Here is a 13,231-nt window from a genome sequence, read left to right as displayed (position 1 = left end):
TATTTAAACTTCATGCTGCTCTCTTATATAAGTGGCGACGTCAGCAAATATTTTTTCCACCCACATAATGACATCAGTTATAGTTTCCAAGCATAATAAATCTTCAAATCCTCTAAAATTTTCTTTAAGGATATCGTTTAAGTTTTCTCCTCTTTCTATAAGGGCTCTTTCAATGGCTGCAACCAGATTTAAGGAGATATTTTTAACATAACCGGGAGAATTCTTTTTATCAAAGGGGATACCATCGAAATATTCTCTTATGGCGGCATTCACTCCTTCTATATCTCCAGACAAAGTTATCTGAACGATGTCGTTTTCCATATCGGGCAATTCGGGGCTGGCCTTTTTTAATATAACATCATCCTCAAGGTCCGAAGAAAATATAATCTGTCCCTTTCCCAAATACCATTTATGCTTTATTGCCATCATCGCCTGATCATACAGTGTCCATATACCGGAATAGTTTATTACAGTTTCGCTAATTCCCACTGTTGCGGTCATACCATAGACATCATTTAAGGTATCTATAAATTTTCTAAAAAATGAATCAATGCCGTCAATATTATCGGTTTTCATATTCATAATGACGGCGTAAAGGGCTTCTTTAATCTGCAGAGCCATAGATACCATGCCAGGAATACTATTTCCTCCAATCATATTTAATACGTATCTGTTTAAAATCTCTTTGTCTTCCTGTGTAAATTTGTCATCGTACTTTTTGTAGTCATCTATACTGACTACTGCAACACAAAATAAACCCGTATCAAACGGAAGTTCCAAGTAAGAGGATCTATCCCATAATTCCGCTTCCTTCAGGCAGTTGATGTGAAAAATAACATCCCTCAAAAATTGCTGCTGCAAGAGAGGCAAACTTTCTGCTATCTGAACCCTCAAAGCCTCTTTTTCTTGGATGCTGTTCCTTTCTTCGATAATGCTGTCAACTGCCTTTTTTACTACGTTCATCAGTTCATCATCATCTACCGGTTTCAATACGTAGCCGTACGCGTCTAATGATATAGCATTTTTAGCATATTCAAAATCCTGATATCCACTCACAAAAATGACTTTTAATAAAGGCATAGCCGGCTTTAACCTGGATGCGAGTTCAAGCCCGCTCATGTCCGGCATTTTTATATCAGTTATTATAATCTCGGGCCTTAATCGGGTAGCCATCTCTAAAGCTTGGGGACATCCTGATGCCTCCCCTACTACTTTCACTCCAAGTTCTTTCCATGGTATAAAATCCCTCAATCCTTCTCTCTCTAGGGTTTCATCATCTACCAGCATGAGTTTAAACATTATTTTACCCCCGTAAAAGTATAACATTTTTGAATATTCTACATAATATTCTACATATCTCGAACAAATCTTTCAAATATAAAAATGCACCTACCTTGAGAAAAGTTGCAGTTATTGAATAATAGCCGATGCTTATGTTAAAATATGAATATCGAATGGGCATATTGTTGCTATTACTGTAATTTGGAAGGATTTGGTGTTATATAATGCGTTTATTTATTGCAATTGTATTCAACGATCAGATTAAAAATAAACTTTCAGGATACATACAAAGGCTCAAAGCGGGTTCAGTTCACGGCAATTTTACTTTGCGCGATAACCTCCACCTGACGATTATATTTATCGGTGAAACCGAAAGAATGAATGAGGTAAAGGAAGCAATGGATAAGATCGACGAGCCGCCGTTTAATATAACCTTGAGGGGAGTCGGGCGCTTTAGACGTGGCGGCGGCGATATATACTGGATGGGAGCCATGAAAAGCAATGCGCTATGCGGCATTTATAACAAGCTTTACAGGTCACTTGGTGAATACGGATTTTCATTAGAAAACCGCAAGTTCAAACCTCATCTGACGATGGGCAGGGAAGTTATCTTATCCGACGACTTTAACAGGGATGCTTTTTCAAAGGCGATATTGCCGGTGGACATGGATGTTGCGAAAATCAGTCTGATGAAATCCGAGAGAATCAACGGCAGGCTGACTTATACTGAAGTTTATGCAAAGCTTCTTTAGCAGACGCTAGATCTTTTTACAAATTTCCCCTATAGCATTTGGATTATAAAGCGCGTTTCACAAGATGATTATTTCCTTATTTGTTATTATTGCGTCTGCTTTTATATCAAACTTATCAGATGGGATTTTATTTAATAATTGAAAGTCATATGCAAGGGCTACTTTACTTGCTTTTTTGCCCGCTCCATAAAGGAATCTGTCATAAAATCCTGCACCGTAGCCGACTCTTTCGCCTCCTCTGTCAAAAACCAATCCAGGCATCAATATCAAATTCATTTTTGAAGGCGTGATTTCAACGCGGCAGTCTTCAGGCTCCGGTATGCCAAAGGAACCGGCTTTTAAATCCTTGAAACTGTTTATCCTGAAAGCCTTCATTACACCGTTTTTTGATATTATCTTTGGTACGCACAATACCTTTTTATCGTTTAAGGCATATTTTATAAAATAGTGGGTATCCACTTCGCTGCCAAAGCTTACATAAGTAAATATAATTTTAGCATTTTCATAGAATGAACTCTCTATAAGCTGAGATGTTATTTTATTATCCCATTCGGCTTTTTTATTCAAATCCATCGAATTTCTTTTTTCAATCATTAATCTTCTTAACTCTTTCTTGACTTTAAACTCCATGCTCTATGCCTCCATTATTCTGTTTCATTAATATTATACACAATATAATTGAAGCGTCATTATCAGGATCTGAAAAATATTTATTGCCATAATTCACAAACAGATTGTAAATGCAGACTTACAGGTTAATTCGGTTTAATGAAAATTTTCTCATATGTTTTGCTCGATTTACAGGTTTGGTATGTAAGCAGAGGAAAATACAGGAGATAACAAAAAATGTAATACTATTTAGTATATATAGAAATATGGAGCTTAATATAGTCCATCCATACAACATTCAGGATTTGCAAAATAGTAAATTAATGTTAAAGTGAAAATAATAAATGTCCTCGATTTAATAACTAAAGAGAATTGATTCTTGTCATTATATTATATTTTTTCGATTATTAATTGGATCTTTTATTTTATATTTGAAAGTGGGGAATTGTAATTGTTTGTTGGGATTGCGCAGTCATATCGGAAGGATTTTAAGAAGTTTGCACCATATGCACCAGAATCGGACAGAAAGCGCTGGGAGAGCCTTCCGGATGATTTCAGGCAGGAAATCATTCAAGAGGGAGAAAAATACATCAATTATGCTTATCCTGTGCTTCCTGCCACAAAGTACATGGAGTTTTGCCGGACAGGGAACCGTTCCAACTATGAAGCACTATATTTTAACCGGAGAAGAATATTGAATACGCTGATACTGGCGGAATGTGCAGAAGGAGGGGGAAGGTTTCTTGACGATATCGTGAACGGGCTTATGGCAATTTGTGAAGAGAGCGGCTGGCAGATTCCGGCTCATAATTGCTATATGTGGTCGCAGCATTACTGCCTGCCGGACAGTACCGATCCGATACTTGATTTGTTTGCTGCCGAGACGGGCGCTCAGCTGGCCATGGCGGAATATCTGCTGAAAGAGGAACTGGATGAGATCTGCCCGTTTATCACCAAAAGGATCGATAGGGAAATCACAGACCGCATCCTTACGCCTTACCTGAGAAACCGCTTTGGCTGGATGGGGGGATGGGGACGTGTAAACAATTGGACCCCGTGGATTACCCAGAACGTGCTGATTGCGCTGACAAGCAGGGAGAACATTACGGATAATGATATACATGAGGTGATTCTGCAGGCATGCAGAGGCCTTGATTATTTTGTTGACGGGTATGGGGAGGATGGATGCTGCGATGAAGGAGCCGGCTATTACCGTGCAGCTGGCCTTTGCCTGTTTAATGCCATTGAAGTTTTGGATGCCGTGATGGATGATGCATTCCTTAATGTATATCAGAAAAATAAGATCAAGAACATCGCCTCGTACATCATGAATGTCCACGTAGACGATCGATACTATATCAATTTTGCGGACTGTTCACCCATAGCCGGACGGGCGGGAGTAAGGGAATTCCTCTTTGCAAAGCGTACGGGAAATGAAGATATGATGAGCTGGGCAGCGATGGACCATAAGCTGGATTCAGCACGGCTTCAGCCGATGGCATGTAACCTGTTCTACCGCCTGCAGGGTATATTCAACGAGGAGGAAATTGCATCTTATGACACTTCCAAATCACCAGTGAAGCCCGACATCTGGTATGAGAGTGCGGGCCTTATGATTGCAAGAGACGATAAGTTCTGTCTGGCCGTAAAAGCCGGCTGCAATAATGACAGCCACAATCATAATGATACAGGAAGCATAACGCTGTATCGGGATAACAGGCCCCTGCTTATCGATGTGGGGGTAGAAACCTATTCCAGAAAGACATTCTCACCCCAGAGGTATGAGATATGGACGATGCAGTCATGCTATCACAATGTTCTTACCTTTAATGATGCAGTTCAGCTTCCGGGAGCAGAACACAAGGCGGAAGTAAGCGATGTCAACTTTTCGGATTCATGCGTGTCTATCACTATGGAACTTGCCAAGGCTTATCCTGCAGGGACGGTACAGAGCTATTTAAGGAAGGTTGAATTTGTCAAGGGACAGCGGATCACCGTTACCGATACTTTCACGCCGCAGATAAAAGGCACTTATCTTACCCTTATGACATTAAGAAAAACGGAATGGAAGGACGGAGTGCTTTTCATAGAAGGCGGCGGTCAAATAATATTTTCCGGAGCAGGGAAGGCGAAAACAGAAGAAATCATTCTGACGGATGCAAAGCTAAAGAGGGAATGGGGGGATAAGATTTATCGCACTTGTTTTTATCCCGATGGATGCCAGTTTTCGTTTTCGATATATTGATTACTGTATGAGGGTGTTGCACAGTGGATCACTTATTCACTGTGCAACACCCTCATGTTTTACCTTTCGTCGAGTCTGATATATTTTACGGCTTCCTTTACGTTTTTGTAAGCCGGCCTTACTATTTTAGGCTCGCTTACGAGCTGCTCAATTCTGTGAGCGCACCAACCGGGGACTCTTGCCGTTGCAAAAATCGGTGTGTATAGTTCCTTCGGGATATTCAGCATATCATATACAAAACCCGAATAGAAGTCGACATTTGCAGATATAACCTTGCCTGATTCCGCAAATATCTTTTTGGATATTTCCTCAATCTTTTTATAAAGATTGAGTTCCTTTATTCTTCCCTTTTCAGATGCCAGTTGTTCGGCTTTGCTTTTTAAAAGTTCTGCCCTCGGGTCGGACTTTGTATAAACCGCATGTCCTATTCCATATATCAAGCCTGAGCCATCAAAAGCTTCTTTTCTTAAAATCTTAAGCAAATAATCCCTTATGGCTGAGTCATCTTCCCAGTTGCTTACGTTTTTCTTTATATTGTCTATCATTCCCATAACCTTTATATTCGCACCGCCATGCTTTGGCCCCTTTAATGAACCTACTGCCGCCGCTATTGCAGAATAGGTATCGGTTCCTGTTGAAGATACAACATGCGTTGCAAAAGCCGAATTATTGCCTCCGCCATGTTCAGCATGGATGACAAGCGCCAGGTCAAGGGTTTCAGCCTCTGTTTTTGTATATTTATTATCCGGCCTTATCATATGAAGTATATTCTGGGCTGTGGACAAGTTAGGCTGTGGAGAATGGATATATAAACTCTTATTATCAAAATAATGGGCCTTTGCCTGATATCCATAGGCGATCATAGCCGGAAAGCGGGAAATAAGCTCGATGCTCTGCCTTAAAACATTCTTTACGGAAATATCGTCAGGGTTAGGGTCATACGAATAGCATACGAGTACGCTTCTTTCAAGCTTGTTCATAATGTCGTTGCTTGGTGCCTTTAATATCATATCCTCGACGAATCCTTCCGGAAGGGATCTGCATTTACCGAGTATCTCCTGAAATTGTTTTAATTCCGTTTTTGTTGGAAGCTTTCCGAACAGGAGAAGATAACAAACCTCTTCAAAACCGAATCTATTTTCGCTTTCAAAACCATTTACGATATCCTTTATGTCGATGCCCCTGTAAGTCAATCTGCCATCGATAGGTGTTTTTTCGCCTTCATCGATGATATAACCGTGAACATCGCCGACTTGAGTGAGGCCCACCAGTACGCCTGTACCATTGTTATTTCGAAGACCTCTTTTTACATCGTACATAGTATAATATTCAGGGTCTATTTTGCCGTTCTTTTCTGCAAGATAAGCAAGCTTGTTTAAAACATTATCATCTATTTTACAACTATCAAACATGCTCATTCCTCCCATATCTCCAATTCATCAAACTTGCAGTTTATTTATATTAAGTTTCCAGTATCTTTGATTCAGTATAAATAGGATTATGTTATTTTGAATAACGAATAAGCATTATGAAAGTTTTGATAAGTTCTTGGCTTTGCTACCGCAAAAGAATCCCGTAGAGCTTTTGATTGTCTGAGCAAAGCGAGTTTCAAAAGCTCTTGGATTCTTAAGGCTGCTGGCCTTAGAACTTATAGAACTTAAATCTGGCGAATGAGTGCTCAAAATAACATAGAGCTTATATTACGAATCGAAGTCCTTATAGAGTGTATATTCTTCAGATATTATATATACACACATTCTTATATAATAATAATTAGATTCTAACACATTATATGATATTGTGAAAGATTAATATTGGCATGTTGCAAAATTATTTATTACGGCATATATTGACATGAATTATAGCCGCTTATATCAGTATATTAATTTTTATATGAAATAGTTCTCATGATAATTTTGCAACATAAAATTGGAATATTGCAAATTCAACAATGCATATTGACAAAAATCATATGCTGATAATATAATATAGAAAGCAGAGTAAAATACTAAGAATTGCTTTGACGGAAAGAGTAGGTTAATTTACATTTTACAGAGAGAAGTTCTCACAGGTTGGAAGGAATTTTAAGATAAAATTAACCGAATATGCATTCTCGAGCACCGGATCGAATTAATAGTAGGCTCCGGCGGGTGTACCCGTTATAGTATTAGAGCATATTTATTGTTGCTAAAACGATGAGATGCCGTTTTTGTGGCAAACAGAGTGGAACCGCGGAATTGAACTTCTGCCTCTGAAAATGAGACAGGAGTTTTTTTATTTTCAGAATTTGTACTCATCCGATCAAAGGGGGGAGGATATATGAAAAGGATAGTGCTGTTCGGGAGCAAGTATTGAGACGGCTGCAAGGATATGAAAGAGTTTCTTTCAAATAATGATATCAGGTACGCATATCTTGATATTACAAGCAGTATATTTAATTTAAAAATGTTTCTAAAGTACAGGGACAACAGGCATGAGTTTGATGAAGTAAAGAAAAGCGGCAGGGTAGGGATACCATGCATAGTAATAAACAATGGAGAAAGGATAATATTCGATAAACCTGATTTAAACGAACTGAAATAACGCAGCAACTTGATATTAAGAGAATTGAAATCAATATAGAAAGAGAGGAAAGAAAATATGAACAATAAAAGAAATATTATAAAAACAATAGCAATTATAGTTACTTTTTTACTTATGATAAGCGGATGTGCAAATAAATCCATTAAGGGTAAGGATACCGGCAAGGCCAAACCGGATACATTTATTTATGGTATTGACGGAGACCCTGGCAATGCTGTAAATGTGATAACGACCGGTGACAGATATGGGCTTATGGAGATTAAGGCTGTTTACTCGCCTTTGTATATGTATAACGGCGCCAATAATATAGTTTATTTCCTGGCGGAGAGCATGACACCATCGCCGGATTATTTAAGCTACACTGCAAAACTCAGGAAAGATGTAAAATGGCAGGATGGCCAGGCTTTTACCGCCGATGATGTTGTTTTCACATATGATCAGATGCTTAAGGAATCAAACGGCGGCTGGGCCAGGGGCCAACTCATATTTGACGGTAAACCTGTAAAAGTCGAGAAGATCGACGATTATACGGTGAAATTTACGCTGCCAAAGATATCCATGAATGCGATAGAAAATTTAGGCAACATTTTCATAATGCCAAAGCATATATACGAAGGTGAAACCGATATAGCGAACAGTCCTAAAAATGCTGAGCCTGTCGGTACAGGAGCGTATAAATTAAAAGAATACAAAGCAGGTGAATATGTTAAATTTGAAAAAAATGATAATTACTTTTTAGGGGCTCCCAAGATCGCAAACGTTGTATTTCGTATAATAGGCGATGCAAATACCGCAAATCTGGCGCTTCAAAGCGGCGAAATCGATGCGCTTGCAATTACGCCTGCAGATGTCGATAAATATAAAAACAATTCCAAGATAAGTATTATTCCTTATGATGAAGGAAGAGTAGGATATCTGGCATTTAATATGACGTCTAAAAAGGTTCAGAATAAGGATCTCAGGCAGGGAATCGCATATGCGCTGAACAGGCCGGAGATAATTAATGCAAGTTATGTATCGGAAAAATATTCTCTGCCTGCATATTCCTTCCTTCCGAGAAAGGCAAACTTCTATACTGAAGACGTAGACAAACATGATTTCGATACTGCCAAGGCAAAAGAATTGCTGTCGAAAGCATCGGCAAACGGTATCAAGCTAAAGCTGGCGTATACCGCAAACAACGTGACACAGCAAAAACAGGCAGCGGTCATACAGCAGGATTTGAAGGCCGCAGGAGTCGATGTGGAGCTTTCAGGCGTAGATGGCACGGCCCTGTATCAGAAGCTGTCAAAGGGGCAGTCGGATGCCGATATGTATCTTGGCGGGTATATCATGGGGATAGACCCTGATACATTCAATTCTCTTTTTGTAACGGGTGATCCCAGCAATTTTATGCATTACAGCAATCCCGAGGTCGATAAACTTTTTGCGCAGGGGAGAGTCGAGAAGGATCCGGCAAAGAGAAAATCAATTTATGAACAGATCCAGAAGATAATAATAGACGATGCTGCGTTTTATCCAATCACTGAAAACAAACGAATACTTGCCATCGATTCAGATATTGACGGTATAAAGGATGCGGGCCTGGTCCCGATATATACTTTTGAAGATATGTCGAAGCTTTATTTTAAATAACTTCAATTCGTAATATGAACTTGATAAAGGGGAGGTGCACTCCCCTTTATCAGTGTAAGTGGTGGTGAAAAGTTAAATTGCTAAAATATATAATTAGAAGGATCGTACAGGCAGTGCCGATGCTTATAATAATATCTATAATATGTTTTACCCTGATGCAGCTGGCACCTTATGATGCAGTCGATGTTATGACGACTCCAAATATGACCAAACAGACTGTTGCGCTTATAAAGGCTAAATATGGATTAGACAAGCCTGCATATATACAGTATTTTTATTGGATTAAAGGGATATTAAAAGGTGAATTCGGCTACTCCATCGTAACGCATCAAAGCATTGCAAAGGATTTGGCAGCAAGGATTCCCGCCACAATAGCGGTGGTGCTTCCTGCATATATAACAGCGCTTTTAATTGCTTTTATACTGGGGCTTATATCAGGTCTGAAAAAGGACAAGTGGGCTGATAAACTTATTGACGGTTTTTGTTCTGCCGGCATATCCATACCGACTTTCTGGCTTGCCATGATGATTATTTTTATTTTCGGGTATAAGCTAAGGCTTTTTCCTATACTCGGTATGCATACCATCGGAATGGAAAATTCACCCGCTGATTTTTTCAGGCATTTTATAATGCCTTTTACAGTGCTTACGATTGCTTTTTTGCCTGAGCTTGTTCGGTATATAAGATCATCGACTATAAGTCAATTATCTTTGGATTATATAGTTGTGCAAAAAGCTTATGGAGCCAACAGCAGTCAGATACTTTATAATCATGTTCTCAAAAATGTGCTGCTTCCTGTTGTAACTATAATAGGGATGGCTCTTCCCATGCTGGTCACCGGGGCATTTATTACAGAAACGATTTTTGGATGGCCGGGCGTCGGCCCTTATTTCGTAAAGGCTATCCAGGGCTTTGACTATCCGGTAGTCATGGCGGTCATGCTTTTGTCATCCGGCCTGGTGATTATAGGAAATCTGCTTTCGGATATTTTATATTGTGTAATAGATCCAAGGATAAGGGAAATGAGGTGACGGCAGATGGAAAAGAATAAAAGCAGGAGACTTCAGGAGGTCAAAAGAGAGCTTAAGCATAATAAGGCTTCTCTTTTTGCCGTGATATTTTTAATATTTATTATACTGCTGTCGGTCTTTGCATTTTTGTCGCCTTATAAACCCGATGCAGTGAATGTATCAGGAGCCTTGCAAAAACCGAGCCTTGCCCATATTTTCGGAACAGATGAACTTGGGCGCGATTATTTTACAAGGGCCATGTATGGCGGCCGCATTTCGCTTACAGTCGGGCTCCTTGCCATGATCATTTCCACGGCTATAGGAGTTACGGTAGGTACGGTCAGCGGTTATTTTGGAGGATGGATAGACAACTTTTTGATGAGGATAGTCGATATCGTATCTTCAGTGCCATGGATGATACTTGTTACGGTGGTAAGCATTTATCTTACACCTGGGCTCCATGCGATTATCATAGTGATAGGGCTTTTTACGTGGATGAATATCGCAAGGCTGGTGAGGGCCGAAACACTATCTGTAAAGGAGAGGGAGTATGTTTTATATTCCATTGTGTCAGGCCAGTCATCTAAAAATATAATAATAAAGCACCTGTTACCCGCAGTTTTTCCCACAGTGATTGTAGCATCTACGATAAGCATAGCGAATGCCATAATGATGGAATCATCCTTGAGCTTTCTGGGCCTTGGAGTGCAGCAGCCCATGTCATCATGGGGAAGCATGCTTCAAAGTGCTCAAAGCCATATCGGGGATGCACCATATATGGCCATCTTACCGGGCCTTTTGATTGTGCTTACTGTATATTCGTTTAACAAATCAGGGGATCTTGTCAGGGTATTTGCAGAACCAAGGATAGGAAGCAGATAGGGGGTATATCGATTGGAAGGTGCTGCAAAAATTAAAAACGAGAATGTTCTGCTTGAAATAAGGGATCTTCGCACGACTTTTTATGACAGAGATCGAAAAATTGAGGCTGTACGCGGGGTGAATCTTAAGGTAAATGCCGGCGAAATACTCGGCATAGTAGGTGAGTCGGGCAGCGGAAAAAGTGTTATGATGAGATCCATAATGGGTATACTTTCTCAAAACGCGAAAATAGATAAAGGTGAAATAATATTATGTGGAAGTCACTTGGAAAAGTTGCCAGAAAGAGAAAAAAGAATGATAAGAGGCAGGGAAATCGCGATGATTTTTCAGGATCCCATGACTGCCCTCGATCCGCTGAAAAAGATAGGATACCATATTGAAGAAGTTTTGATAAGAAATAAGCACATGAGCAGGGCTGCGGCCAGGGAAAATGCCATAAGCTTTCTCAAAATGGTCGGGATTCCATCTCCCGAAAAGAGGATAAACCAGTATCCACATGAATTAAGCGGCGGAATGAGGCAGAGGGTCATGATAGCTATGGCTCTTTCATCAAGTCCCAAACTTCTTATAGCAGATGAACCTACAACCGCCCTTGATGTTACGATACAGGCCCAGATACTTGAGCTCTTGAAAAAGCTGAAGGATGAAAACAATATGTCGGTTATTTTAATATCCCATGACCTTGGGGTGGTCGCAAGTTTGTGCAGCAGGATTGCTGTCATGTATGCCGGTATGATAATGGAAGAAGGGACTGCAGATGAAATATTTTATTCCCCGAGGCATCCCTATACAAAAGCTCTTTTGGACTCCATCCCATCTGTAAATATAGATGATGTGAAGAGATTAAAGCCGATAAGGGGCAATGCGCCGTCGCTTATTGATCCTCCAAATGGTTGCCCATTTGCAGAACGCTGTGATATCGCAGAGGATAGATGCAAAAGCAGTATGCCGGAGTATAAAAGTTTTTCCCCTACCCATAGATGCATGTGTTTTCTGGCAGACAAGGGAGTGAAATGCGATGTATGATAAAGATAGAAAACTCATAGTAGTAGAAAACTTAAAAAAATATTTTGAGACCGGGATGCCGTTTTATGGGCGAAAGAGAAAATATGTAAGGGCTGTGGATGATGTGAGTTTCTATATCAATAAAGGGGAAACATTCGGACTTGTAGGCGAGTCGGGATGCGGGAAATCTACTCTCGGCCGTACTATTATAAGGTTATATGATGTAACCGACGGGAAAATAATTTTTGATGGGACAGATATAACAAGGCTTAAGCAGAAAGAACTTAAGCCATATCATAAAAGAATGCAAAGTATCTTTCAGGACCCTTATTCTTCATTGAATCCCTATATGACTGTTGACGAAATAGTTGAAGAGCCCATGGTTATCCATACAAAGCTTACTAAGGCGGAGAGGATGGAAAGGGTTAAGAAAATACTTGAAAAGGTGGGTCTAAGTAAAAATGATATGGAAAAGTTTCCTCATGAATTCAGCGGAGGACAGTGCCAGAGAATAGGCATTGCAAGAGCACTTTCGGTAGGACCTGAATTCATACTCTGTGATGAGCCAATATCCGCTCTTGACGTATCGATACAGGCACAGGTTGTAAATGTGCTGGAAGACCTGCAGGATGAAATGGATCTTACGTACCTTTTCGTGGCCCACGATCTATCCATGGTAAGGCATATTTCAGACAGGGTGGGTGTTATGTATCTTGGCAGGATAGTCGAAATATCGAAAAGTTCCGAGCTCTATAAGAATCCTCTGCACCCTTATACTAAGGCATTGCTTTCGGCCATACCCATACCTGATCCCGTTAAAGCAAGGAATACCGTGCGGCAGATAATAGAAGGGGATCCGCCGGGTCCATTCGATATTCCGAAAGGATGCAGATTTTGCTCAAGATGTCCATATGCAAGGAAAATATGCAGTGAAGAAGACCCGAAAATGAGGGAAATAGAAAAAGGCCATTTTGCTGCCTGCCATTTATTATGATAAATGGCTTTTTTGTACGCCCAACATGTCTGTTGAGCCGATAGGTTGAAAGAAACCTTATCACCTAACCAACGGGAAGATAACTCAAAGGCAAGGGCATCCTTGGTGACAAAGATGTCTAAAGGAAGCTGAAGAGGAAATATGGGACATAGCGAAAGCGAACCGGAGGTTGGCTTGTGGAGAGGGTAACCTTGCAAAGAGTGGGAAAGCCCAAAAGTTGGCTGTCTCCATAAGT

Annotated in this window: 11 protein-coding genes and 1 other annotated feature; of the genes, 8 read left to right on the top strand and 3 right to left on the bottom strand. The window is 40.1% G+C overall.

Annotation, left to right across the window (positions count from 1 at the left end):
* Window positions 1-3: 3 nt before the first annotated feature.
* Window positions 4-1,299, bottom strand: coding sequence for a response regulator (locus tag QME45_06630; protein ID MDI6618340.1), 1,296 nt, complete (start codon window positions 1,297-1,299; stop codon window positions 4-6).
* 206 nt (window positions 1,300-1,505) lie between these two features.
* On the opposite strand from QME45_06630, the gene thpR reads away from it, so the two are divergent.
* Window positions 1,506-2,033, top strand: a complete 528-nt coding sequence (gene thpR, locus QME45_06625) for an RNA 2',3'-cyclic phosphodiesterase (GenBank protein ID MDI6618339.1) — start codon at window positions 1,506-1,508, stop codon at window positions 2,031-2,033.
* Between the two features lie 57 nt (window positions 2,034-2,090).
* Here thpR and QME45_06620 read toward each other — a convergent pair whose 3' ends face one another.
* Window positions 2,091-2,663 (bottom strand): 5-formyltetrahydrofolate cyclo-ligase, encoded by a 573-nt coding sequence (locus QME45_06620; GenBank protein MDI6618338.1) that lies wholly within the window; start codon window positions 2,661-2,663, stop codon window positions 2,091-2,093.
* Window positions 2,664-3,093: 430 nt separating this feature from the next.
* On the opposite strand from QME45_06620, the gene QME45_06615 reads away from it, so the two are divergent.
* Window positions 3,094-4,887 carry a heparinase II/III family protein gene (locus QME45_06615; GenBank protein MDI6618337.1) on the top strand — a complete coding sequence of 598 codons (1,794 nt, stop codon included), beginning with the start codon at window positions 3,094-3,096 and terminating at the stop codon, window positions 4,885-4,887.
* A 59-nt stretch (window positions 4,888-4,946) separates the two neighbouring features.
* Here the strand turns inward: QME45_06615 and QME45_06610 are convergent, their stop codons facing one another.
* Entirely contained in the window at window positions 4,947-6,305 is a 1,359-nt protein-coding gene (locus tag QME45_06610) for a citrate/2-methylcitrate synthase (protein MDI6618336.1), read from the bottom strand.
* Window positions 6,306-6,898: 593 nt separating this feature from the next.
* Window positions 6,899-7,143: a binding site (T-box leader), on the top strand.
* 114 nt (window positions 7,144-7,257) lie between these two features.
* On the opposite strand from QME45_06610, the gene QME45_06605 reads away from it, so the two are divergent.
* The 6 genes from QME45_06605 (at window position 7,258) to QME45_06580 (ending at window position 12,996) form a co-directional block, all read left to right on the top strand.
* The gene (locus tag QME45_06605; protein MDI6618335.1) at window positions 7,258-7,470 is read left to right on the top strand and encodes a hypothetical protein; all 213 of its coding nucleotides are present in this window, start codon (window positions 7,258-7,260) and stop codon (window positions 7,468-7,470) included.
* A 57-nt stretch (window positions 7,471-7,527) separates the two neighbouring features.
* Window positions 7,528-9,105, top strand: a complete 1,578-nt coding sequence (locus QME45_06600) for an ABC transporter substrate-binding protein (protein MDI6618334.1) — start codon at window positions 7,528-7,530, stop codon at window positions 9,103-9,105.
* Between the two features lie 77 nt (window positions 9,106-9,182).
* Window positions 9,183-10,136: an ABC transporter permease gene (locus tag QME45_06595; GenBank protein MDI6618333.1), complete on the top strand. Its 954-nt coding sequence runs from the start codon at window positions 9,183-9,185 to the stop codon at window positions 10,134-10,136.
* Between the two features lie 6 nt (window positions 10,137-10,142).
* Complete coding sequence (locus QME45_06590) at window positions 10,143-10,997, top strand: ABC transporter permease (GenBank protein MDI6618332.1); 855 nt, start codon at window positions 10,143-10,145, stop codon at window positions 10,995-10,997.
* Between the two features lie 12 nt (window positions 10,998-11,009).
* Window positions 11,010-12,023, top strand: coding sequence for an ABC transporter ATP-binding protein (locus QME45_06585; protein ID MDI6618331.1), 1,014 nt, complete (start codon window positions 11,010-11,012; stop codon window positions 12,021-12,023).
* Window positions 12,016-12,996 carry an ATP-binding cassette domain-containing protein gene (locus tag QME45_06580; GenBank protein ID MDI6618330.1) on the top strand — a complete coding sequence of 327 codons (981 nt, stop codon included), beginning with the start codon at window positions 12,016-12,018 and terminating at the stop codon, window positions 12,994-12,996. The genes QME45_06585 and QME45_06580 overlap by 8 nt, the downstream gene beginning before the upstream one ends.
* Window positions 12,997-13,231: the final 235 nt, after the last annotated feature.

This window comes from Clostridiales bacterium (genome assembly GCA_030016385.1).
GTDB lineage: Bacteria > Bacillota > Clostridia > Clostridiales > Oxobacteraceae > JASEJN01.
This window is presented reverse-complemented; position numbering and strand designations above follow the sequence as displayed.

Excerpts from the sequence above, each read along its gene's own strand:
- thpR (MDI6618339.1), top strand. The coding sequence starts at position 1,506 with ATGCGTTTATTTATTGCAATTGTATTCAACGATCAGATTAAAAATAAA.
- QME45_06620 (MDI6618338.1), bottom strand. The coding sequence starts at position 2,663 with ATGGAGTTTAAAGTCAAGAAAGAGTTAAGAAGATTAATGATTGAAAAA.
- QME45_06600 (MDI6618334.1), top strand. The coding sequence starts at position 7,528 with ATGAACAATAAAAGAAATATTATAAAAACAATAGCAATTATAGTTACT.
- QME45_06630 (MDI6618340.1), bottom strand. The coding sequence starts at position 1,299 with ATGTTTAAACTCATGCTGGTAGATGATGAAACCCTAGAGAGAGAAGGA.
- QME45_06610 (MDI6618336.1), bottom strand. The coding sequence starts at position 6,305 with ATGAGCATGTTTGATAGTTGTAAAATAGATGATAATGTTTTAAACAAG.
- QME45_06605 (MDI6618335.1), top strand. The coding sequence starts at position 7,258 with ATGAAAGAGTTTCTTTCAAATAATGATATCAGGTACGCATATCTTGAT.
- QME45_06580 (MDI6618330.1), top strand. The coding sequence starts at position 12,016 with ATGTATGATAAAGATAGAAAACTCATAGTAGTAGAAAACTTAAAAAAA.
- QME45_06590 (MDI6618332.1), top strand. The coding sequence starts at position 10,143 with ATGGAAAAGAATAAAAGCAGGAGACTTCAGGAGGTCAAAAGAGAGCTT.